This window comes from Knoellia sp. p5-6-4, from assembly GCF_029222705.1.
Taxonomy (GTDB): domain Bacteria; phylum Actinomycetota; class Actinomycetes; order Actinomycetales; family Dermatophilaceae; genus Pedococcus_A.
This window is the reverse complement of sequence record NZ_JARGZF010000001.1, coordinates 2325805-2347289: the sequence shown is the minus strand read 5'-3', so window position 1 is coordinate 2347289 and position 21485 is coordinate 2325805. Positions and strand designations below refer to the sequence as shown.

Here is a 21485-nt window from a genome sequence, read left to right as displayed (position 1 = left end):
TTGAACCTCCAGCGCCTACGAGGTGAGCTGTCGGGTTCGGGTGGAGGTTGGTTTCACCCGGCCCTTGCCGTCTGCCACCCGTCCTAGCGGGCGCTCGCGGTGAGGGCTTCACCCCGAGGACGGCACCAGGGCCGCCCAGAAGTGGGTCCCCCGCTCCTGCCAAGCGGTGTGCTGAGACCCTCGGCGGTGACAGGACTAGGCGATCCGCTTCGAGCCGTCCTCCCGGGGGTGGAGGACCCCGACACGGTACACAACGGGCAAACCGAAAGTCACACTGCGGTCACGGCGAGTTCATGCAACAGCAGGAGAACGCACCCAAGGACCCCCACCGGGGCCGGAAAAGCTCAGACGACCGCGGCGAAGACGTGCTGGGCGACGTCGTGGGGCAGCGAGACGCCGGTCGACTCCGCAGCGCCCTCCCGGACGGCGATGACGCGCCCGTCCTCGCGGCGGACGTCGACGCGCTGCCCGGGGAGCAGGCCCGCCGAGGTGAGCAGGCTGAGCGCCTCGTGGTCGACCTGCACCGGCTCGCCGATGCGCCGCACCAGGACCGTCGCGGTGTCGGGCAGGGCCAGCTCGGCCAGGCTCTTGACCCCCACCCGGAACTCCTCGTTGGGCTCCTCGCCGAGCTCGTCGAGACCGGGGATGGGGTTGCCGTAGGGCGACTCGCGGTGGTCGCCGATCATGGCCAGGATCTTGCGCTCGACCCGCTCGGACATGACGTGCTCCCAGCGGCACGCCTCCTCGTGGACGTACTCCCACTCCAGGCCGATGACGTCGACCAGGAGGCGCTCGGCCAGGCGGTGCTTGCGCATGACCCTGGTGGCGATGAGCCGGCCCTCGTCGGTGAGCTCGAGGTGGCGGTCGCCCGAGAGGGTCAGCAGGCCGTCGCGCTGCATGCGGGCCACGGTCTGCGACACGGTCGGACCCGAGTGGCCGAGACGCTCGGCGATCCGGGCACGGAGGGGGACGATGCCCTCCTCGACGAGCTCGTAGATCGTCCGCAGGTACATCTCGGTCGTGTCGATCAGGTCCGTCACAGCCCCTAGCCTCTCATTCATGACCGTCACCGTCGTGTGGGTGAGACGTGATCTTCGCATGCGCGACCACCCCGCCCTGACGGCAGCAGCCGACGCCGGCGACTCGGTGCTGCCGCTGTTCGTGCTCGACCCGCGGCTCGTCGACCGGGCCACCCCGCGGCGCGACCACCTGCTCGCCTCGCTGCGCGCCCTCGACGACGCGATGGACGGCCACCTCGTGGTGCGGCGGGGCCGGCCCGAGCAGGTCGTCGCGGCCGTCGCCGACGAGGTGGGCGCAGAGACGGTGCACGTCACCGCGGAGTCGACGCCCTACGGCCGCCGCCGCGACGAGCGGGTCCGCCGCCGCCTCGAGCGCGACGGCCGCTCGCTGGTGGCCACCGGCACGCCGTATGCCGTGGGGCCGGGCACGCTGACGAAGGCGGACGGCACGGCATACCAGGTCTTCACGCCGTTCTCGAAGGCGTGGCGGGCGCACGGCTGGCCGGCCCCCGCCCCCATGCCGCGCGGGCTGCGCTGGGCGCGCGCCGACTCCGAGGGCCTCCCGGAGGGGCCGGCCCTCGACGGCGCGGGCGAGGAGGCCGCCCGGCGCCGCTGGAGGCGGTGGCTCGACCAGCACCTCGGCGACTACGACGGCGAGCGCGACCGGCCCGACCTCGACAGCACCAGCCGGATGTCGGTGCCGCTGAAGTACGGCGAGCTGCACCCGCGCACCCTGCTGGCCGACATCGCCGCGCACGAGGGGGCGCGCTCGACGGCGGCGCGTACCTACACCAACGAGCTGTGCTGGCGGGAGTTCTACGCGGACGTGCTGTGGCACCACCCGGAGTCGGCCTGGCACGACCTCAAGCCGGCCCTGTCGTCGATGAGGTACTCACGGGCGCGCAAGCCCCTCGAGGCGTGGCAGCGCGGCGAGACCGGCTACCCGATGGTCGACGCCGGCATGCGGCAGCTGCTCGCCGAGGGGTGGATGCACAACCGGGTGCGGATGATCACCGCCAGCTTCCTCGTCAAGGACCTGCACATCTGGTGGCCGGAGGGCGCCCGGCACTTCCTCGCCCACCTGCGCGACGGCGACATCGCCAGCAACAACCACGGCTGGCAGTGGGTGGCCGGCACGGGCACCGACGCGGCGCCGTACTTCCGCGTGTTCAACCCGGTCAGCCAGGGCCTGAAGTTCGACCCGGCCGGTGACTACGTGCGGCGGTGGGTGCCCGAACTGCGCCACCTGAAGGGCAAGGCCGCCCACGAACCGTGGGAGCACGACGACGGTTACGCGCAGGGCTACCCGGAGCGGATCGTCGACCACCGGGCCGAGCGCGAGGAGGCCCTGCGCCGCTACGAGGAGGCCCGCCGCACCGGGTCGTAGTGCGGCACCCAGCGGGCGAGCCAGGCGCCGCCGGCGAGGGCGACGCCGCCCAGCACCACGCAGGCCGCGGCCAGCGGTGCGACGACCGTGATCGCGCTGACCAGCAGCGGTCCCCCGGCGATGCCGGAGTCGACGAAGAGTCGCCAGCCGCCCAGGAACTGCGGACGAGCGTCCGGTGGCGCCGCGTCGGCGCCGAGCGTCATGACGATGCCCGACCCGATGCCGTTGCCCAGCGCCATGAGGAGCGCCACGACCGTGAGGGACGGCATCGACGACGTGAGCGGGAGGGCCGCCATGCCGACGCCGAGCACGACGACCGTGGGCACAGCGATCCAGACCCGGCCGAAGCGGTCCATCACCGCGCCGGCCGGGTAGAAGAGCAGCATGTCGAGCCCGCCCGCGATGCCGAAGACCAGTGCGGTGTCGGTGGCGCTCAGCCCGATGTGCTCGGCCCACAGCGGCAGCAGCGACGTGCGGGCGCCGCGGGCGGCGGCGATGGTGAGGACACCCGACCCCAGCGTCACGAGGGTGCGCCGGTGCTCGACGAGCACCGAGCGCACCGAGCGGCGCGGGCCGGCCGCCGCCGCGCGCTCGTGGCCCGCCGTCAGGTCGGGCAGCACCAGCACGAGGAGGAAGGCGGCGGCGCTCGCCGCGACGGCCACGGCATACGCAGCCCTGAGGTCCCACCACGACACCACCGCGGCGCCCACGAAGGGACCCACGAAAAGGCCGATGCGGTGCACGCCGCCGAGCGTGGAGAGCGCCCGAGCCCGCATCGACACCGGCACCACCTCGGTCAGGTAGGCCTGCCGGGCGAGGTTGAACAGGGCCCCGGCCATGCCCAGGGCCAGCACCGCCGCGGCCAGGACCCAGACCGTTCCGGCGAACAGCGCCGCCGTCATTGCGGCGCCCTCGACAACGGCCGCCACCATCAGCGCCCGCCGCTCGCCGATGCGCGCCGCGAGCGCCCCCGACGGGAGGGCCGCGGCGAGCTGCCCCACCCCGAGCAGCGCGACCGTCAGCGCCGCCATCCCCACCGACGCGCCGAGGTCGCGGGCCGTCAGGGCGAGGACGGGCAGGACGGCGCCGTGGCCGAGCGAGGCCAGCACCGTCGGCCCGAAGGCCGGGACGGCGATCCGGCTCAGGCGGAAGGACTCCTCGGCGACGGGCACCGCGCCATTGTCGCCCTCGGCGGCGCACCGGGGTCCGCCGACCTGCCGGCCGGGGTCAGAGCAGCGTCATCGAGCCGAGGTAGGTCGTGGCAGCAGCGGTCAGGGCGGTGGTCAGGACGAGCACGCCGCCGGTGGCCAGGACGCCCAGCGCCCGGCGCCCGCGCGAACTGCCCGCAGGGAGGGCCGCCCGGCGGGCACGGGAGAGGCCGCGACCGCCGACATGCAGCACCCGGCGGGCCCAGTCGTGCTCGAGCGCGAGCAGGGCGAGGCCGAGCGCGATGACGACCAGCCCGGGCCCCGGGAGTACGAGCATCGCCAGCCCGGCCAGCACCACGAGCGGGCCGAGCACCGTCACGCCGACGCGCACCGTCATCGCGCGCACCCGCCCACGGCTCGACCAGGCGTCGACGCGGCTGAGCAGGCGCTGGGCGCGCGGCGGCAGTGAGGGGTGGTGCATGTGGCTCCCGAAGGGGTGGGTGGAGGCAGTGGCCGACCCCCCATGGTGGGGGGTGTTCCTGTGAGCCACCTGAGCGCGGCCCCGCGGCGTTGGCTAGCGTCGGCGGCGTGACCGAGACCTTCACCGTTCCCGCGCGGTTCTGCGGCCCGCCCGAGTCCGGCAACGGGGGGTGGACCAGCGGGCACCTGGCCACGCTGGTGCGAACGAGCGAGGAGCTCCCCGCGGTCTCCGTGCGACTGCGCACCCCTCCGCCGCTCGACCACCCGATGGAGGTGCTTCGAGGCGAGGCCGGCGTGGTCGAGGTCGCCGACGGCGCCGTGCCGGTGGCCTCGGGCCAGCCGGCCCCCGCCCGGACCCGCTCCGGGCTGCCGACCCCCGTCCCCTTTGCCGAGGCGGCGTCGGTCGCGCAGTCGTATGCCGGGCTGCACGACCACCCGTTCCCCACCTGCTTCTCGTGCGGCACCGAGCGCGACCCCGGCGACGCCCTCTGCCTGCGTCCCGGCCCCCTGCCCGGCCGCGAGGGCGTGCACGCCGCCGCCTGGGTGCCCACCGAGGCGACCACCGAGATCGTGTGGGCGGCGCTCGACTGCCCCGGCGCGTGGGCCCTCGGCGTCGGCGGGCGCCCGATGGTGCTCGGCACCATGACCGCCGAGGTCGACCGCCTCCCCGTGGTCGGCGAGGAGCACGTGGTGATGGCCTGGGCGCGCGGCAGCGAGGGCCGCAAGCACTGGTGCGGCACCGCCCTGTATGCCGCCAACGGCGCGCTGCTCGCGCACGCCGACGCCACCTGGATCGCCATCGACCCCGCCGCCGTCCGGCCCGTCCGGGACAACCCGAGGAGCACCCCGTGAGCGCCGCCCCCAGGAAGACCGCCGTCGTCACCGGCGCCAGCAGCGGTATCGGCGAGGCCACCGCCCGCCAGCTGGCCGCCGCCGGCTTCGAGGTGGTCTGCGCCGCCCGCCGGCCGCAGCGCATCGAACCCCTGGCCGACGAGATCGGTGGCGTGGCCGTCGTGTGCGACGTGACCGACCCCGCCGACGTGCAGCGCCTCGCCGACGCTGTGGGCGACCGGCTCGACGTGCTCGTCAACAACGCCGGCGGCGCCTTCGGCCTCGAGTCGGTCGAGGAGGCCCGGGTCGAGGACTGGCGGGCGATGTACGAGGTCAACGTCATCGGCACCCTGCAGGTCACCCAGGCCCTGCTGCCGGCCCTCAAGGCCAGCGGTGAGGGGGTCATCGTCAACGTCGGCTCGATCGCCGGCCGCACGGCATACGAGGGAGGCGGTGGCTACACCGCCGCCAAGCACGCCCTGGCCGTGATGACCGAGACCCTGCGCCTCGAGCTGGTCGACCAGCGGGTGCGGGTCACCGAGATCGCGCCCGGCATGGTGCGCACCGAGGGCTTCTCGGTGACCCGGTTCCGCGGCGACCGGGAGCGCGCTGAGGCCGTGTATGCCGGTGTGCCCCAGCCGCTCGTCGCCGACGACGTCGCCGACGCGATCGTCTGGATGGCGACGCGCCCGGCCCACGTCAACGTCGACCTGCTGGTGATCAAGCCGCGGGTGCAGGCAGCGCCCCACAAGGTGCACCGCGAGCCCTGACCCACTCCCCCGGCGGCAAGTTCCGCCGGCGCTCAGGCGAAGCGGATGAACAGGCGCTCGGGGGCCGCGCCGGGCACGGTGCGCACCACCTGGCGGTCTCCGTCCTGCTCGACGACGTGGGCCGCGTCGGGTCGGACGGGGGCGCAGCCGGAGAGGACGACCACGGTGCCGGCCTCGTCCTCCTCGTGGCCGAGCCCCGGGTGGAAGACCAGCCGGTCGGTGCCCACCTCGGCGAGCTCCGCGCTCGCCCACTCGACGCGGCCGAGGCCGGTCTCGAGACCGAGGGCGAGCATGTGGCCGCTGCGCGGCGGCACCCGCAGCGGCACGCCGTGGTTGACCGGCTCGCCGTCCAGCGTCAGGTCGACGGCCGGCCGGTGACCCGTGGTGTTGGTGACGTGCAGCAGCCGCTGGCCGTCGTCGGTCGAGGTCGTCGTGGCGAAGACACCCGGCACGTCGGCCCGCACGGCCAGGCCCGGCTGCACGCCGAGCCGCCCCATCGCCCTGCCGAACAGGACTGGGCTGGAGGGCAGCTCGGCGGTCAGCACGACAGCTCGGCCCTCGCCTAGGGGCACGTCGACCCCGCACACGGCGCCGGTGACGTCGGTGAGCACGACGTCACCGCTCGACGGCACCAGCTCCTGGCGCCAGCCGACCCGGGTCTCGGGCCACGGGGCGGCCCATCCCCGGGCGACTGCCGAGGGGAAGAAGTGCCCAGTGTCGCGGACGACCTCACCGGCCTTGAGCCCCAGCGCGTCGGCCAGCACGGTGCACGGCCGGGCCTGCAGGTCGCGGTCTGGCAGCCGGCCGAGCAGCAGCAGCCCACCGCCGCCCTGCACGTGGCGCACCAGCCGCTGCTGCACGTCCTCACCGAGGTGCCGTCCGGTGGCGAGCAGCACGACACCGGCGGGCTCGTCGCGCTGCAGGTGCACGGCCGGGAAGCGGTAGCCGTCGAGCAGCAGTGACCGCACCAGCGCCCGCCGCTGGCCCGCGCCACGGTGGGCGCGCAGGTCGGCGACGACCTCCTCCATGAGCGGGCTGCCGGTGTGGTGGTACTCCGTGGCGTAGTGGTCGAGCACGAAGCCGAGCTGCACGGGGTCGTGGTCCTCGCGCATGCGGGCCAGCCAGCGCTCGTGGACGTTGACCGCGTGCACCGCGGCCGAGGTGCTGGCGTAGGTCATCCCGCGCTGCCCCTCCGGGCCGACGGGCGCCGCGGTGCCGTGCCGCTCCCCCGTGAAGCTGATCCGGTCGTTGCCGTCGCCGACCGGCTCGTCGAGGTGCGGGTTGATCCCGCCGGCGAAGAGGTAGTAGTTGATGAGCCGGTTCCCCTGCGCCACGGAGCGTCTCGTCTTGAGGTCCACCGACGCCGGGTCGTACTGCTGGTCGAGCCCGCCGCCGTAGTCACCCGACCCCGCCTCGAACTCCAGCGACGTGGTGGGCTGGTCGAGGTCGTGCACGGCGTCCATGAAGGCGTTGATGACGTAGAGGTCGGTCGTCGTCGCCATGGTCATGTCGCCCATGTAGTGGTCGGACCCGGAGAGCACGCCGGGCACGCCGGCATACGTCTCGACCAGCTGGCTGATGCCGATGGGGAACGACTCACCGCTGCCGCCCTCGGTGCCATGGATGTTGACGAGGAAGGGCACCCCCTCGACGCCACCGCGCTCGGCCATGGCGCGCAGCGTCTCGACGTAGCGGCGGAACCGGTCGCGCATGAACCGCGCGAGGTCGACCCGCAGCGCACCAGCCCACGCCTCCTGCGGCGACCGCACCGCCTCGGCCCACGCCGGGCTGCCGGGCTCGACCGGGTATGCCGTGCGGCCGCTGTCGGCCTCGGCCTCACCCCGGGCGCGCACCCACTGGCCGAAGTCGGCGACGAGGTGCTCGGTGAGGTCGGGCGTGTTGGTGACCCACGCCAGCATGCCGATCTCGTTGTCGAGCTGGACCGCGATGACGTTGCCGCCCCGCGGCTGGAGGCGCTCCGCGAGCAGCGGCATGATCGCGGCATACCAGCGCTCGCACTCGGTGAGGTAGGCGGGCGCGAGGTAGTCGACGGTGCGCGAAGGTGCCGGCGCGCCGTCCCAGCCGGTGGGGACGATCTCCGGGTGCTCGGTGTAGAGCCGGTAGGGCAGGCCCTCGTTCTTCAGCTCGGCCATGACGAACGGGCCCGGCCGGGCGATGAACCAGAGGCCGTGCTCGCGGCAGAGGTCGATGAAGGCGGCCACGTCGCGCTCGGGCCGCGTGGTGCCGCCGACGTCGATGCTGCCGTCGGGCAGCTGGTGGAACAGCCAGGGGATGTAGGAGGCGACGGCGGTGCAGCCCGCCTCCTTGAGCAGCAGGATGCGCTGCTCCCACTCCTCGCGGGCGACCCGGAAGTAGTGGACCTCGCCGGCCATCACCACCCGGGGCTCGCCGTCGATGAGGAGCTGCTTGGCGCGGTACTCGATCATGGGGCTCTTCTCTCAGTCGGTGAGGGTCAGGGTGGCCCGGGCGCCGGTGAGGGCATTGGGCCCCACCTGGAGGACGACCTCGCCGGCGTCGACGCGGGCCGTGTTGTCCCGCCCGAAGTAGGCGAACTGGTCTGCGGTGATGGTGAACTCGGCTGTCCCCTTCTCGCCCGGAGCGAGGTCGAGCACAGCCCAGTCGGTGAGCTCGACCAGGGGGCGGGTGACCTCGGCGACCGGGTCGCGGAAGTAGAGCTGGACCACCTCGCGACCCGGGCGGTCGCCCGTGTTGGTGACGTCGACCTGGAGCTGCACGCCGCCACCGGAGCGCGCCAGCCGCTGCGCCGACAGCCGGGGCTCGCCGTGGTCGAAGGTCGTGTAGGACAGCCCGTGCCCGAAGGGCAGCCGGGGGAAGACCAGGTCGTCGAGGTAGCGGCCGTGCCGCGCGTCCTCGTGCTGCTCGATGAGCCGCCCGGTGGGTCGCTGGTGCGTGCTCGTGGGGATGTGGCCCGTCGTCAGCGGGAAGCTCATCGGCAGGCGGCCATGCGGGGTGACGTCACCGAAGACGATGTCCGCCAACGCGTTTCCGGCCTCGACGCCGGGGTGCCAGACGACGAGCACGGCGTCGGCGACGTCCATCACGTCGCCCAGCTCGAGTGGCCGGCCGGTGTAGACGACGGCGACCAGAGGCTTGCCGAGCCGCGAGAGCTGCCGCAGGGCGTCGAGCTGTCCCGCAGGCAGGCCGATGTCGCTCACCGAGTTCGCCTCCCCCGAGCGCCAGGAGTGCTCGCCGATGACCGCCACCGTGACGTCGGCGCCCCGCACCTGTTGCACGGAGCGGTCGCTGAACCGGCCGTCGCTGACGAGAAGCCGGTCAGCGCCGAGTCGTTCCCGGAAGGCGGCGGCAGGGCTCACGACGTCCTCTCCGCGGCCGTCAAGGGTCCAGGTGCCGAGCAGGGCCTCCCCCTCCTCGGCGAACGGCCCGCTGAGGTGGACGGCGCCGCAGTCGGGGCGAAGCGGCAGGACGCCGTTGTTGGAGACCAGCACGTGCGCGGCGTGCGCCGCCCGCCGCGCCACCGCGCGCGTCTGTGCCGTGGGGGCGTTGCTGCGGGTCGGCTCGCCGGCGTAGGGCCGCACGAACAGGCCGAGCCGGAACTTCACGGTCAGGATGCGGCGCACCGCGTCGTCGACCAGCTCCTCGGCGACCTCGCCGTCCCGCACCAGGTCGGCCAGGTGGGCGGAGTAGCCGCCGGAGCACATGTCGAGGTCGACCCCGGCCTCGATCGCCTGGCGCGTCGCGTCGCGCAGGTCGGCCGCGACGCCCTGGTTCACGAGCTGCCCGACGCCGTTCCAGTCGGCCACGACGAGGCCCTCGAACCCCCACTCGCCCTTGAGCACGTCGCGCAGCAGGTGCTGGTGCGCGTGCATCGGGATGCCGTCGACGTCGTTGAACGCCGCCATGACGGTCTCGACGCCCGCGTCGACCGCGGCCTTGAACGGGCGCAGGTGCAGGTTGCGCAGGGTGTTCTCGCCGACCGAGACGGTGTCGTAGTCGCGGCCACCAGCGGCGAGTCCGTAGCCCGCGAAGTGCTTGGCGCAGGCGGCGATCCGGTCGGGATGGCCGGGATCGTCGCCCTGGAACCCGCGCACCAGCGCGGCGGCGAGCCGCCCGCTGAGCACCGGCGTCTCACCGAGCGACTCGGCGACGCGCCCCCACCGGGGCTCCTCGGAGATGTCCACCATGGGGGCGAAGGTCCACGCCACCCCGTCGACGACCGCCTCGTGGGCCGCGATCTGCCCCACCTGCTCGGCCAGCTCCTCGTCCCACGCCGAGGCCAGCCCCAGCGGGATCGGGAACACTGTGCGGTGGCCGTGGATCACGTCGCGGCCGAAGAGCACGGGGATGCCGAGGCGGCTGTCCTCGACGGCGTGCCGCTGGGCGGCGTCGATGTTGTAGGCCAGCACTCCCTCGTCGCGCTCGTTGCCACCGGTGGCGCCGCTGGCGAAGAGGCTGGAGCCGATGCTGCCCCGGCGCAGCAGCGCTGCGTCGTCGTCGGGGTGGATGTTGGCCACCTGGTGGGTCTGGCCGACCTTCTCCTCCAGCGTCATCCGGGCCAGGAGCGCGTCGACCCGTTCGGAAACGGGGAGGGTGGCATCGAGCCAGGGACGGTCCTGCGCGGTCATGCGGTCTCCACGGTGAGGGTGATGGTGCCGTCAGGCGAGGACTCCGCCAGGTCGGCGAAGGCCACGGAGACACCGCCCCGGCGGTAGGGGTTTGCCAGCGGAGTCGAGTCCGGCTCGCGGCCGTCGACGGCGAGGCGGGCCACCCCGTGGCCCTGCCGCCCCACCCCGAAGGTGATCTCGACGCGTTTGTCCCCCAACGGCATACGCACGGTGAGGCCGTCCAGGCGGGGGTCGAGCACGGGGTCGACCTCGACGCGGTCGCCGCGCACGCGCACCCCGAGCACCGTCTCGGTGAGCAGGCGCAGGAAGAGCCCCGGGCCGGAGGAGTAGACCCGCCAACCGCCCTCGAGGGGCACGTCGCCACGCATCAGGTCGTCGTAGCGCTCGGAGGCGTCGTGGCGGTCGGCGAAGACGCCGTCGGAGGAGGAGTAGTAGGTCGTGCTCTGCCGCGGTCGCGCCTGCGCCACCCGCCCGGTCACCCCCACGGGGTTGGCCAGCATGAAGGCCTCGAACAGTTGCTCGGCCTCGCCGACGCGGGCCAACGCCTCGGCGTAGCGCAGGTGCGCGTGCATGTACATCAGGCCGATCTCCCGGCCCCAGAAGGTGCTCGACTCCGCGCGTTGGAAGACGTGCATCGGCCCGCCGGAGTAGGCGACCGGACGGTCGAACAGGCGCGCGCCGTCAGGCCCCAGCAGGTGCTCACGCAGCAGGGCGAGGTGGTGGCGAGCGTCGTCGGGTGCGAGCAGGTCGCTGCTGATCGCGTGGATCCACGGCAGGACGCCGTAGGTGAGCCCGGTGCGCGTGTCGCGCGGGTGCACGAGCGGTTCGCGGTCGGCGCCGTGGAGCACCACGTAGCCGGGCAGCACGCCGTCGACGAGGAGCTCGGAGGTGAGGGCCTCGTGCGCCGCGTCGGCCATGCCTGCCGCCTCGTCGGCGAGGGCAGCGACCTCTCCAGGGTGGTGGGCGGCGTGGGCACCGGTGCACGAGCGCAGCCCGGCGGCGAGGGAGCGCAGCGACTGCACGAGCAGCACGGTCGTCCACGTCGAGACCATGCGGGCCGCCAGCCACGCGTCGGCCGGCTGGAGCGAGTCGTTCCAGTCGCCGTGGCCGTACGCCGGCAGGGGTGTGCCGGGCACCCGCATGTCCCGGATCCGCGAGAGCGCCTGGCGCAGGTGGTCGAGCACCGGCGCGGCCGGGGTCACGCCATCGTCACCGACGAAGGGCAGCCGCTCCCCCAGCAGCGAGGCGTCGGCCGTGCCCTGGAGGTAGTCACCGACGGCGAGCAACGGCCAGAACACCACGTCGCCGTGCGAGTCGTGCTGGCCTGCGCTCGGCAGGGGCGGGAGGAACTCGAAGGCCTGCGGCCAGTCACCACGGGCGTTCTGGGCCCGCAGCACGCGCAGCAGCACCTCGCGCAGCTCCGTGGTGCGCGCCAGCGCGGTGAGGATGCCGACCGGCCCCTGGCAGACGTCGCGGGTGCCCCACGCCCCACCGGAGTACTGCTCGAGGCCACGCGGCGACAGGTAGTGCACCAGGGCGTTCTGCGCGAACCACGGCAGCACCGCGTCCAGCCGCGCAACCTCGCCGGCCAGCTCCGACGCCTCCGGCGCGGTGAGCCGTATGCCGTGGGGCACGGCGTCGTCCCACGCGTCCCCCAGGTGGCGCTGGTCTGCTGCCCGGTCCTCCCGCTCGGGGGCGGCCACGGGCACCGTGAGGGCCAGGTCGAGCTCGGCCGTGGCCGCCGTCGAGAGGCTGACCCACGGCAGGCCGCGCGAGTGGCCGTCGGTGAACAGCGGACCGTCGCGGTCCACCGCCTCGAGCGAGCCCCGGCGGACCTCGAGGTCCAGCGCCCGCCCGTCCTCGCTGCGCACCCGCACCCCGTCCCCGGTCGTCGAGACGTCGACGGGGGCCGGGTCGTGCCCGTCGTCGTCCGCCGCAATGTTGAGCACGACGAGCAGGCGACGCGGCTGTCCCTCGACGAACCGGGCCCCGAGCCGCAGCTCGTCGGTGCCGGTGCGCGCCGCGGCGGTGACCTCGAGGGTCCCCCACGGCGCGGCGTACAGCCACCGGCACTCCTGGGGCGAGACCGCCCAGGCGCTCGGCGTGGCCAGCAGGCCCCAGCCGGTCGGCGAGTCGGGGTCCTCCACGAAGACGCGCAGGCCGTGGGCGCGGTGCAGTCCGAGGTAGCCGCGACGGGTCGACAGGACCCGGTCGCGGCCCACGTGCCCGCGGGTCACCTGCGAGTGGAACGTGCCACCCATCCAGGCGGTGGAGGTCAGCGTCGCGGTGTCGGGCACCAGGGTGTCGCCGGTGCGCAGGATGTGCCCGTGGGGCCGCAGCACCCGGCGCTCCTTCGCGACGGTGACGACGTGGGTGCCCTCGGCCGTGAACCACGCCAGCGGCGCACCGTCGTCGTCTCGCTCCACGTGGAGCCGTTCGCTCGCGCCGGCGAAGGCGTCGAGGCGGTCGTCGTCGAGCTCACGCGGCGGCAGCACCGGCGACTGCGAGAACAGGGAACCGCGCGGCTCGCCGTCCTGGTGGTCGCCGCCCTCCCCCGATGCAGTGCGCGAGGCCAGCGCCGCCGACACGGCCTGCTCGGCCACCGCCGCGTCGTCCGGCCCCGTGGCAGAAGGGTGGTCGGCGACGAACGACCCGGCGAAGCCGGTGGTGTGCCGCGCCCCCGGCGCCAGGGTGACCGGTGCGTCCTGCAGGGCGACCAGGGCGTGCTCGTGCTGCAGCCTCATGCCCGGCAGCAGTGCCTCCTCGAGCGCGCGGAAGTGCCCTCCGCTCGCGCGGTCGCCGACCAGCTGGAGCGTGTCGGTGGCCCACGACGAGCCCTCGCGCAGGGAGCACAGCACCATCCACGGCACGACGGGTCCAGGCATGTTCTGGCGCACGGCCAGCGCGGTCCCGTGCCGCGTCACGACGGGGGTGAGGTCGAGGTACTGGCTCACGTAGAACTCGTTGGTGCGCACGGCGCGCCACGGCGCCAGCGCCGGGTCGAAGGTGTGCACCACGTCGACGGTCGTCTCCACACCCGTGGAGTTCTCGACCTCGACGCACCACGACCACCGCGGCGAGCTCTGGTCCAACCGGAATGCGGCGGCATACCGCAGCCCGCCCCACACGCCGCGGACGACCGGGCCCTCGGCGGACCAGTCGACCCGGCTCGGGCTCTCGGGCCCGAGGAGGGGCACGAACCGCGCGCGACCGGCGTCGAGCCGGCGCAGGAACAGGTTGGCCGGGCCGGACTCGAGCTCGCCCGAGGGGTACATCAGCAGGCTCACGTCGCCGGCGTCGAACCGGGCGAGACCGGCGGTGTCGGTGAAGACGGCGCGCAGGCCGGCGTCGTTGGAGACTGCGTGTCGCGAACCCGTCAGGGATGCTGTCTGGGGAGTGACCACCCGAGTTGTATAGCAGCGGCCTCGGCGCCTGCCCATGCCGGAAACCACTGTAAATAAATGAAACTCAGTCCCAAGCACGAATCGTGCTCATGAAAGTACTTTCATGGTCAAGACCATTGACAGCGCTTTCATCGGCGCTCCTAGGGTGGCGGGAAATTCCCACCACGGAGGTCAAGTCAATGGTGACTAAGCGCTTTTCGGTTGTCGCGGTCGCGGTGTGCGCATCGTTCGGACTCGCGGCCTGTCAGGGCGGTTCCAACGCCCAGCAGGCAGGATCCGGTGGAGGCGGCGGCATGATCAAGCAGCTGACCTTCCCCTCGGACGCGCCGAACACGATCGGGGGTCTCGTCGACTACAACCCCTACTCCCCCAACGCGCTGACGAAGACGTGGCTCTACGAGCCCCTCATGATCCGCAACGGCCTCTCCTGCGAGATCACGCCCTGGCTGGCCAGCGACTTCGAGTGGACCGACGGCGCCAAGGGCCTGACCTTCACCATCCGTGACGGCGTGAAGTGGAGCGACGGCAAGCCGTTCACCGCCAAGGACGTCGCCTTCACCCTCAACCTCGGCAAGCAGTACCCGGGCATCGACCGGGCGGGCCTGTGGACCGACACGTTCGGCGCCGCGGCGACCTCGGTGACCGCCGAGGGCAACAAGGTCGTGATCGCGTTCGGCGGCAACGCCGCTCCCAAGTTCGACGAGCTCGTCAAGCTGCAGATGCTCCCCGAGCACGTCTACGGGTCGGTGGGCGACCCATCGAAGTACATCGACAAGAAGCCGGTCGGCACCGGTCCCTTCACCGTCGGCAGCTACAACGGCCGCCGCCTGGTGCTCCAGCGCAACGCCGACTACTGGCAGGCCGACAAGGTCAAGGTGCAGCAGCTCGTGCTCGAGGGCCAGTACGACGCCGCGCAGGCCTCGCTCAAGCTGCGCTCCGGCCAGCTCGACGCCTACTGGGGCGAGATCCCCAACCCGAAGCGCTCGTTCGTCGACGCCGACCCCAAGAACAACCACTTCTACTACGCGCCCAACGGCACGACGGTCCTGAGCCCCAACGTCGAGAAGAAGCCGTTCGACGACGCGAAGTTCCGCGAGGCCATCGCCCCCGCCATCAACCGTCAGGAGATCTCCGACAAGGCGACCTACGGCATCATGAAGCCGGCCAGCCAGACCGGTCTGAAGCTGCCCCTGGCCGCCAAGCTGCTGCCCGAGCAGCTGGCCAAGCAGGAGACCGTCACGGCGTTCGACGCGGCCAAGGCCAACCAGATGCTCGACGCCGCCGGCTACAAGAAGGGCGCGAACGGCAAGCGGACGACCCCTGACGGCCAGCCGCTCAACCTCACCTTCACCGTGCAGGCCGGCTGGATCGACTACCAGGCCACTGCCGACGTCATCGTGCGCAACCTCAACGAGGTCGGCGTCACGTCGAAGGTCGTCGCCACCGCGCCGGAGTCCGTCGATGCCCAGAAGAAGTCGGGCGACTACCAGATGATGCTCGAGTACCTCCACGGTGGCTGCGAGGTCGCCAAGAACCTCGGCGCCAAGCTCGCTTCGAACCAGATCCCGACCAAGACCGAGATCCTGCCCAACGTGCAGCGCTGGAAGGACCCGCAGACCGACGCCACGGTGAAGGAGCTCAGCGCGGCGATCGACCCCGAGGAGCAGAAGCGCCTGGTGGGTGACCTCGTCGAGACGATGATGACGAAGTACCCCGTGACCTCGCTGGTCTACGCCCCCGCGCGCATCATCTACCGCAGCGACAAGGCAGTCGGCTGGCCCAGTGAGGAGGACCCCTACGCACAGCCCGCCGATGACCGCCTGCTGATCCTGACGCGGTTGCGCGCGCCGGGCTCGGACAGCTGACGGGCGGCCCGCATGAGGTACTTCGCCCGCCGGATCGGGTTCTTCCTCGCCACGCTCTGGGCCGCCATCACCTTGAACTTCATCATCCCCAGGATGCAGCCGGGCGACCCGGCCGAGGTCATGGTGCAGAAGCTCGCCGGCCGGGACACCCAGCTGAACCCGGCGGCGGTCGAGGCCATGCGGGCCATGCTCGGCGCCCCTGACGGGAGCCTGCTCGAGCAGTACGTCGCCTACCTGAAGGCGTTGGTGCGCGGTGACTTCGGGCTCTCCTACACCTACTACCCCTACCCGGTGACGGAGGTCATCGGCCAGGCGGTCCCGTGGACGCTGGTCCTCGTGGGCGTGACCCAGACCCTGGCCTTCGTCATCGGGGTGACCCTCGGCGCCTACGCCGCCTGGCGGCGCAACAGCCGGTTCGACAGCGTGGTGACGCTCGGCTCGACGTTCGTCGGCACGCTGCCGTCGTTCTGGATCGCGCTGCTGCTGCTCTTCGGGTTCGGCTACACGCTCGGCTGGTTCCCCACCGCCGGCGGCTACGGCACGTCGCAGCCGGGGTGGAACGCCGGCTTCGTGGCCGACGCGGCATACCACTCCATCCTCCCGGCCATGGCGCTGCTGGTGACGGCCCCGATCGGCTGGATCCTGGGAATGCGCAACACCATGGTCATGAACCTGGGCGAGGACTACATCCGCCTCGCCAAGGCCAAGGGCCTGCCGGACCGCGTCGTGGCCCTGCGGTATGCCGCGCGAAACGCTCTGCTGCCCAGCGTCACCGGGTTCGCGATCGCCCTCGGTGGCGTGCTCGGCGGGTCCATCCTCGTCGAGACCATCTTCGACTACCCGGGCATGGGCCGCCTCATGGGCGAGGCCATCGGCAACCGCGACTTCCCCCTGCTGCAGACCCTGCTGCTGTTCATCATCGTCGGCGTCCTCCTGGCCAACCTCGTCGCCGACATGCTCTACGGCGTGCTGGACCCGCGCGCGAGAAGGGCCGAGTCGTGAGAAAGGCACAGTCATGACCGCCGGAGTCGTCCAGACAGGCACCGAGCTGCCCGTCGGCAGCGAGGCCCCCGAGGTCGTCGCCCCGCCGGAGACGCGCTGGTGGCAGCTCATCTGGAGCAGCACCAAGGCGCGGGTGGGCATCCTCCTGCTGCTCGGGTTCGTGCTCGTCGCGGTGTTCGCGCCGCTCATCGCCCCCTACGAGGGCACCCGCACCGACTTCGGGCCCCTCCTGCCCCCGAGCGGCGAGCACCTGCTGGGCACCACGAGCCAGGGCGGCGACATCTTCTCGCAGCTCGTCTACGGCACCCGGGTCTCGTTGCTGGTCGGGCTGTTCGGTGGCCTCTTCGCCACGGTGATCGCCCTCGTCATCGGGATGATCTCGGGCTACAAGGAGGGCACGCTCACCGACGACGTCCTGTCGTTCTTCACGAACGTCGCCCTGGTCGTGCCCGTGCTGCCGCTGATGATCGTGCTGGTCGCCTACTCCGAGGTGCGCGGCGTGCCGCTCATCGTCTTCGTCATCGGCATCACGTCGTGGGCCGGGCACGCGCGGGCCAAGCGCGCCCAGATCATCACGCTGCGCAACCGCGACTTCGTCACCGCCGCCAAGTTCGCCGGCGAGGGCACCTGGCGCATCATCTTCCGCGAGATCATGCCGAGCATGACGTCGCTGGTCGCGGCCGGCTTCGTCGGGGCGGCGACCGGCGCGATCGGTGCCGAGGCCGGCCTGTCGTTCCTCGGCCTCGGCGACCCCAGCTCGATCTCCTGGGGGACGATGCTCTACCAGGCGGACGCGCAGGGCGCTGTGGCACAGGGCCTCTGGCTGTGGGTGCTGGTGCCCGGCCTGACCCTGGCGCTCCTCATCACCAGCCTGACCTTCATCAACTTCGGCGTCGACCTGCTGAGCAACCCGCACCTGCGAGAGGACTGACCGTCATGACCCTTCTCCAGGTGCGCGACCTCAGCGTGCGCTACGAGCCCAGGAGCCAGCCGTCGCTGACCGCGGTCGACCGGGTGAGCCTCGACATCGCCGACGGCGAGTTCGTCGGCCTCATCGGCGAGTCGGGCAGCGGCAAGAGCACCCTGGCCATGGCGCTGCTGCGGCTGCTCGAGCGGCCCGGCCGGATCAGCGGCGGCTCCATCACCTTCGACGGCGACGACATCACCACCGCCCCCGAGGACGACCTGCGGGTGCGGCGCTGGCGCGACATCGCCACCGTGTTCCAGAGCAGCATGAACTCGCTCAACCCCGTCATGCGGGTCGAGGCGCAGTTCCGCGACGCCATCGAGCAGCACAGCGACCTGCGCGCAGACGCGGTGCGCGAGCGGGTCCGAGAGCTGTTCGAGATGGTCATGATCGACCCGAAGTTCATGAGCGCCTACCCGCACGAGCTCTCCGGCGGCATGAAGCAGCGGGTCAACCTCGCCCTCGCCCTGGTCAACCGGCCGCGGTTCGTGCTACTTGACGAGCCCACCACCGGGCTCGACGTCGTCGTGCAGCGATCCATCCTCGATGCGGTGCGCCGGCTCCAGAAGGAGCTCGGCTTCGCGGTGCTGTTCATCAGCCACGACATCGGCACGGTGATGGAGCTCTCCGACCGGATCCTGGTGATGTATGCCGGCCGGCTGGCCGAGGAGCAGCCGGCCGCCGGACTGGTGGCCGACCCTCTGCACCCCTACTCCAAGGGGCTGCTCGGCTCCTACAGCAACCCCCGGGCCGACACCGTGCGGGTCACCTACATCCCGGGCCGCCCGCCGGACCTGAGCCGGCCGCTCGAAGGCTGCCGGTTCGCGCCACGCTGCCCCGAGGCGATCGAGCGCTGCACCAGCGTCGAGCCGGAGTTCGCCCCGCTCGGCCGGGGCAGCGCGGCCTGCCACGTGGCGCGGCTGCAGCGCACCCCCGGCGCCGACACCGTCGCCGACCTTCCCGCTCCGACCCGCCGCTTCGCCGGGCCGGAGTTCGTCAAGACGAGCGCGGACTCCGAGCGGGCCCTGCAGGCGCCGGTCTTCCTCACCGTCGACGGCGTCTCCAAGGTGTTCGAGCGCCGCCGCGGGCTGCGGGTCGAGCGCACCGAGGCGGTCACCGACGTCAGCTTCTCGCTCCGCCGGGGCGAGGTCACGGCGCTCGTCGGCCAGAGCGGCAGCGGCAAGACCACGCTGGCCCGGATGATCACCGGGGTGGAGCGGCCGACCGCTGGCGTCATCCGCTTCACCGGCAGCGACGGCACCCAGACCGCGGTCGAGCAGCTGGGGACCCGGTCGCTGCGCGACTACCGGCGCAACGTGCAGATGGTCTTCCAGGACCCGTACTCCTCCCTCAACCCGGCGCTCACCCTGCGCTACGCGCTGACCCGCCCGCTGCGGAACCACCGGGGGCTCAGCGCCAAGGAGGCCGACGAGGCCGCTGCCGAGCTCCTCGAGACGGTGGCGCTGACGCCGAGCGCACGGTTCCTCGACCGCTACCCCTACGAGCTGTCCGGCGGGCAGCGCCAGCGCGTGGTCATCGCCCGCGCCCTGGCCGCCGACCCCGAGCTGGTCGTGGCGGACGAGCCGATCTCGAGCCTCGACGTCTCGATCCGCGCCGAGATCCTCGAGCTCCTCCACGAGCTGGTGCGCAGCCGCGACCTGGGTGTCCTCTACATCACCCACGACCTGCTGAGCGCACGGCTGCTGGCCGACGAGATCATCGTGCTCAACGGCGGCCGGGTGGTCGAGCAGGGCCCGGCCCTCGACGTCATCCGCAACCCCACCGACGCCTACACCCGCACCCTGCTGGAGGCCATCCCCAACCCCTTCGAGCAGGTGTCCTGAGGGTGTACCCCCGGCCGGGTCCGGCGGTGCCCTTGTGCTTTGTCGGTCTCCCCGGCAGGGTGACCTCCCATGGAGGCACCGGCGTGACTCCGGGCGACGACCGCCCGGTCACGATCTACAGCGTGGCGGAGCGTGCCGGGGTCTCGATCGCGACGGTCTCCCGCGTGCTCCAGGGCTCGGCGCGCACGTCCCCGGTCACCCGGCAGAAGGTGCTGCGCGCGGTCGAGGAGCTCGACTACGTGCCGCTGCGCGCCTCTCGGGCAGTCGAGACCCCGCGGCACGAGGCCCACGGGCTGGTGCTGCCGGGCCTGACCGGGCCCTACTTCGCCGAGCTGCTGGCGGGCTTCGAGTCGACGGCGGCGCAGTACGGCCAGTCGGTCGTCGTGGTGTTGTCCGGGTCGGCCGCCGACCTCGAGACGACCCTGCGCTCGCTCACCGCGCGAGTCGACGGCCTGGTGCTCACCCACGGCACCGCCAGCGACGCGCTGGTCCGCTCCCTCGCCCGCAGCACCCCGACCGTGCTGCTCGGCCGGGCACCGCTGGAGGGGTGCGACAGCGTCGTCACGGAGAACCGTGAGAGTGCCGCCGCGCTGACCGAGCACCTGCTCGGCCACGGGCGCACCCGCCTGCTCTTCGCCGGCGACCCCGAGGCGTCCTACGACATCCACGAGCGGTATGCCGGGTTCACCGGCGCGCTGTCGGCCGCCGGGATGGCGGAGGCGCTCCCGCCCGTGCCGGCGTGGTTCGACGAGGAGTCCGCGCCGCAGACCGTCGACGTGCTGATGGCCAACCCGGGGCGCGTCGACGGCCTGGTCTGCGCCAACGACGAGCTGGCCCTCGCGACGATGGCCCACCTGGCTCGCCGCGGGGTGCGGGTGCCCGACGACGTCGCACTGGTGGGCTTCGACGACCTGATGGCCTCGCGCTACGTCGCGCCCGGCCTGACCACGGCGCAGCAGCCGACCGCCGAGCTCGGCCGCTGGGGTGCGATCCGGCTGCACGAGCGGATCCAGGGGCGCACCCGCGACGTCGAGCCGCAGATCCTGCCCACCCGGGTCGTGGTGCGCGGCTCGTGCGGGTGCCCCTGGGACGGCCCGGCCCTCCCTGCCGCTACGGTGGGGACGGAACGGACATCTCTGGGCGAGTGACGGCAAGGAAACCCCGGCAGAATCTCCTACCCCAGCGCGGAATAGCCAACTCTCGTTGAATGTTCAACGAGACATGACGCAGATCTCCCCCGACACCCTGACCGACTACGAGGCCGAGTTCGACGCCCCCCTCGCGCTCGACCCCGACGCCCAGGACCTGCTGTTCCGCGAGGCCCGCACCGCCAACACCTTCGCCGACGAGCCCGTCACCGATGAGCAGGTCAGGGCGATCTACCACCTGGTGAAGTGGGCGCCGACCTCGATGAACAACCAGCCGCTGCGCATCGTGCTGGTCCGCAGCGACGAGGCCCGCGCCCGGCTCGTCGGTCTCATGGCCGACGGCAACAAGGCCAAGACCGAGGGCGCGCCGCTCGTCGCGATCCTGGCCGCCGACGTCGACTTCCACGACGAGCTGCCGAGGGTGTTCCCGCACTTCCCCGGCGCCCGCGACCTCTTCGCCGGCAACGAGAGCGCCCGGGAGGAGGCGGCCAAGCTCAACGCCGCCCTGCAGATCGGCTACTTCACCATGGGTGTGCGCGCTGCCGGCCTGGCCGCCGGCCCGATGACCGGCCTCGACGCCCAGGCGGTCGACCGCGAGTTCTTCCCCGACGGCCGCCACCGCACCCTCGTGGTCATGAACATCGGCAAGCCTGGCGAGGACGCCTGGCTCCAGCGCCTGCCCCGTCTCGACTACGACGAGGTCGTGGCCTCGGTCTGAGTCCGGCCTCGGACCGCCAACCATCTCGGTGCCCGAAATGTGTTGCCTCGACGCCGAACCCCGGCTTACCGTCGTGGCACACGGAAGGGAGGTGGTCCAGGAAGTGATTTCTCATTGGACGCGTGAGGTGACTGGGCGCTAGGCGCACGGCAACTGCGCTGACGCGCAATCCCACCAGCATCACCGCAGCCCGCGGGTCGTGCAGGTCGTCCCCTGCACAGTGCCAGCCGCTCGTCTCGGCAGGCAGGCCCGCGGGCTGTTCCATGCCCCTCCCACC

At 72.5% G+C, this 21485-nt stretch carries 15 protein-coding genes and 1 riboswitch; of the genes, 9 read left to right on the top strand and 6 right to left on the bottom strand.

Annotated features, from left to right (window positions below; translation table 11 throughout):
* Position 1 precedes the first annotated feature (1 nt).
* Positions 2 to 196: riboswitch (cyclic di-AMP (ydaO/yuaA leader) on the bottom strand.
* 148 nt (positions 197 to 344) lie between these two features.
* Entirely contained in the window at positions 345 to 1040 is a 696-nt protein-coding gene (locus P2F65_RS11395; protein ID WP_275807144.1) for a metal-dependent transcriptional regulator, read from the bottom strand.
* A 19-nt stretch (positions 1041 to 1059) separates the two neighbouring features.
* On the opposite strand from P2F65_RS11395, the gene P2F65_RS11390 reads away from it, so the two are divergent.
* Entirely contained in the window at positions 1060 to 2406 is a 1347-nt protein-coding gene (locus P2F65_RS11390; RefSeq protein ID WP_275807141.1) for a deoxyribodipyrimidine photo-lyase, read from the top strand.
* Here the strand turns inward: P2F65_RS11390 and P2F65_RS11385 are convergent.
* Together P2F65_RS11385 and P2F65_RS11380 are read right to left on the bottom strand one after the other, a co-directional pair.
* Entirely contained in the window at positions 2376 to 3578 is a 1203-nt protein-coding gene (locus tag P2F65_RS11385; protein WP_275807140.1) for an MFS transporter, read from the bottom strand. The two genes, P2F65_RS11390 and P2F65_RS11385, sit on opposite strands and share 31 nt — an antisense overlap.
* 55 nt (positions 3579 to 3633) lie before the next feature.
* Complete coding sequence (locus tag P2F65_RS11380) at positions 3634 to 4035, bottom strand: PGPGW domain-containing protein (protein ID WP_275807137.1); 402 nt, start codon at positions 4033 to 4035, stop codon at positions 3634 to 3636.
* 107 nt (positions 4036 to 4142) lie between these two features.
* Here P2F65_RS11380 and P2F65_RS11375 point away from each other — a divergent pair, with 107 nt between their 5' ends.
* On the top strand, positions 4143 to 4886 hold the full coding sequence (locus P2F65_RS11375; protein WP_275807134.1) for a hypothetical protein: 744 nt from the start codon (positions 4143 to 4145) through the stop codon (positions 4884 to 4886).
* Positions 4883 to 5635 (top strand): SDR family NAD(P)-dependent oxidoreductase, encoded by a 753-nt coding sequence (locus tag P2F65_RS11370; RefSeq protein WP_275807131.1) that lies wholly within the window; start codon positions 4883 to 4885, stop codon positions 5633 to 5635. Before P2F65_RS11375 ends, P2F65_RS11370 begins: the two co-directional genes overlap by 4 nt.
* Before the next feature lie 32 nt (positions 5636 to 5667).
* On the opposite strand, the gene P2F65_RS11365 is transcribed toward P2F65_RS11370, so the two are convergent.
* The 3 genes from P2F65_RS11365 to P2F65_RS11355 are packed head-to-tail and all read right to left on the bottom strand — an operon-like array spanning position 5668 to position 13664.
* Positions 5668 to 8082: a beta-galactosidase gene (locus tag P2F65_RS11365; protein ID WP_275807128.1), complete on the bottom strand. Its 2415-nt coding sequence runs from the start codon at positions 8080 to 8082 to the stop codon at positions 5668 to 5670.
* Positions 8083 to 8094: 12 nt separating this feature from the next.
* Positions 8095 to 10260 carry a glycoside hydrolase family 3 N-terminal domain-containing protein gene (locus P2F65_RS11360; protein ID WP_275807126.1) on the bottom strand — a complete coding sequence of 722 codons (2166 nt, stop codon included), beginning with the start codon at positions 10258 to 10260 and terminating at the stop codon, positions 8095 to 8097.
* A complete protein-coding gene (locus P2F65_RS11355) occupies positions 10257 to 13664 on the bottom strand; it encodes a cellobiose phosphorylase (RefSeq protein WP_275807123.1) in 3408 nt (1135 codons plus the stop codon). The genes P2F65_RS11360 and P2F65_RS11355 overlap by 4 nt, the downstream gene beginning before the upstream one ends.
* Before the next feature lie 293 nt (positions 13665 to 13957).
* Between P2F65_RS11355 and P2F65_RS11350 the strand changes: the two genes are divergently transcribed.
* From P2F65_RS11350 to P2F65_RS11325, 6 genes are all read left to right on the top strand, one after another.
* Positions 13958 to 15529, top strand: a complete 1572-nt coding sequence (locus P2F65_RS11350; protein ID WP_275807121.1) for an ABC transporter substrate-binding protein — start codon at positions 13958 to 13960, stop codon at positions 15527 to 15529.
* A 12-nt stretch (positions 15530 to 15541) separates the two neighbouring features.
* A complete protein-coding gene (locus tag P2F65_RS11345; RefSeq protein WP_275807117.1) occupies positions 15542 to 16531 on the top strand; it encodes an ABC transporter permease in 990 nt (329 codons plus the stop codon).
* A 13-nt stretch (positions 16532 to 16544) separates the two neighbouring features.
* Entirely contained in the window at positions 16545 to 17462 is a 918-nt protein-coding gene (locus P2F65_RS11340; RefSeq protein WP_275807114.1) for an ABC transporter permease, read from the top strand.
* A gap of 5 nt (positions 17463 to 17467) precedes the next feature.
* Positions 17468 to 19342, top strand: coding sequence for an ABC transporter ATP-binding protein (locus tag P2F65_RS11335; protein ID WP_275807111.1), 1875 nt, complete (start codon positions 17468 to 17470; stop codon positions 19340 to 19342).
* Positions 19343 to 19425: 83 nt separating this feature from the next.
* Positions 19426 to 20490: a LacI family DNA-binding transcriptional regulator gene (locus P2F65_RS11330; RefSeq protein ID WP_275807108.1), complete on the top strand. Its 1065-nt coding sequence runs from the start codon at positions 19426 to 19428 to the stop codon at positions 20488 to 20490.
* Between the two features lie 73 nt (positions 20491 to 20563).
* A complete protein-coding gene (locus tag P2F65_RS11325; protein WP_275807104.1) occupies positions 20564 to 21208 on the top strand; it encodes a malonic semialdehyde reductase in 645 nt (214 codons plus the stop codon).
* Positions 21209 to 21485 lie beyond the last annotated feature (277 nt).

Bases quoted from the DNA above. Each gene is read 5' to 3' on its own strand.
- P2F65_RS11350 (WP_275807121.1), top strand. From the start codon at position 13,958: ATGATCAAGCAGCTGACCTTCCCCTCGGACGCGCCGAACACGATCGGG.
- P2F65_RS11325 (WP_275807104.1), top strand. From the start codon at position 20,564: ATGACGCAGATCTCCCCCGACACCCTGACCGACTACGAGGCCGAGTTC.
- P2F65_RS11345 (WP_275807117.1), top strand. From the start codon at position 15,542: ATGAGGTACTTCGCCCGCCGGATCGGGTTCTTCCTCGCCACGCTCTGG.
- P2F65_RS11365 (WP_275807128.1), bottom strand. From the start codon at position 8,082: ATGATCGAGTACCGCGCCAAGCAGCTCCTCATCGACGGCGAGCCCCGG.
- P2F65_RS11380 (WP_275807137.1), bottom strand. From the start codon at position 4,035: ATGCACCACCCCTCACTGCCGCCGCGCGCCCAGCGCCTGCTCAGCCGC.
- P2F65_RS11335 (WP_275807111.1), top strand. From the start codon at position 17,468: ATGACCCTTCTCCAGGTGCGCGACCTCAGCGTGCGCTACGAGCCCAGG.
- P2F65_RS11390 (WP_275807141.1), top strand. From the start codon at position 1,060: ATGACCGTCACCGTCGTGTGGGTGAGACGTGATCTTCGCATGCGCGAC.
- P2F65_RS11360 (WP_275807126.1), bottom strand. From the start codon at position 10,260: ATGACCGCGCAGGACCGTCCCTGGCTCGATGCCACCCTCCCCGTTTCC.
- P2F65_RS11340 (WP_275807114.1), top strand. From the start codon at position 16,545: ATGACCGCCGGAGTCGTCCAGACAGGCACCGAGCTGCCCGTCGGCAGC.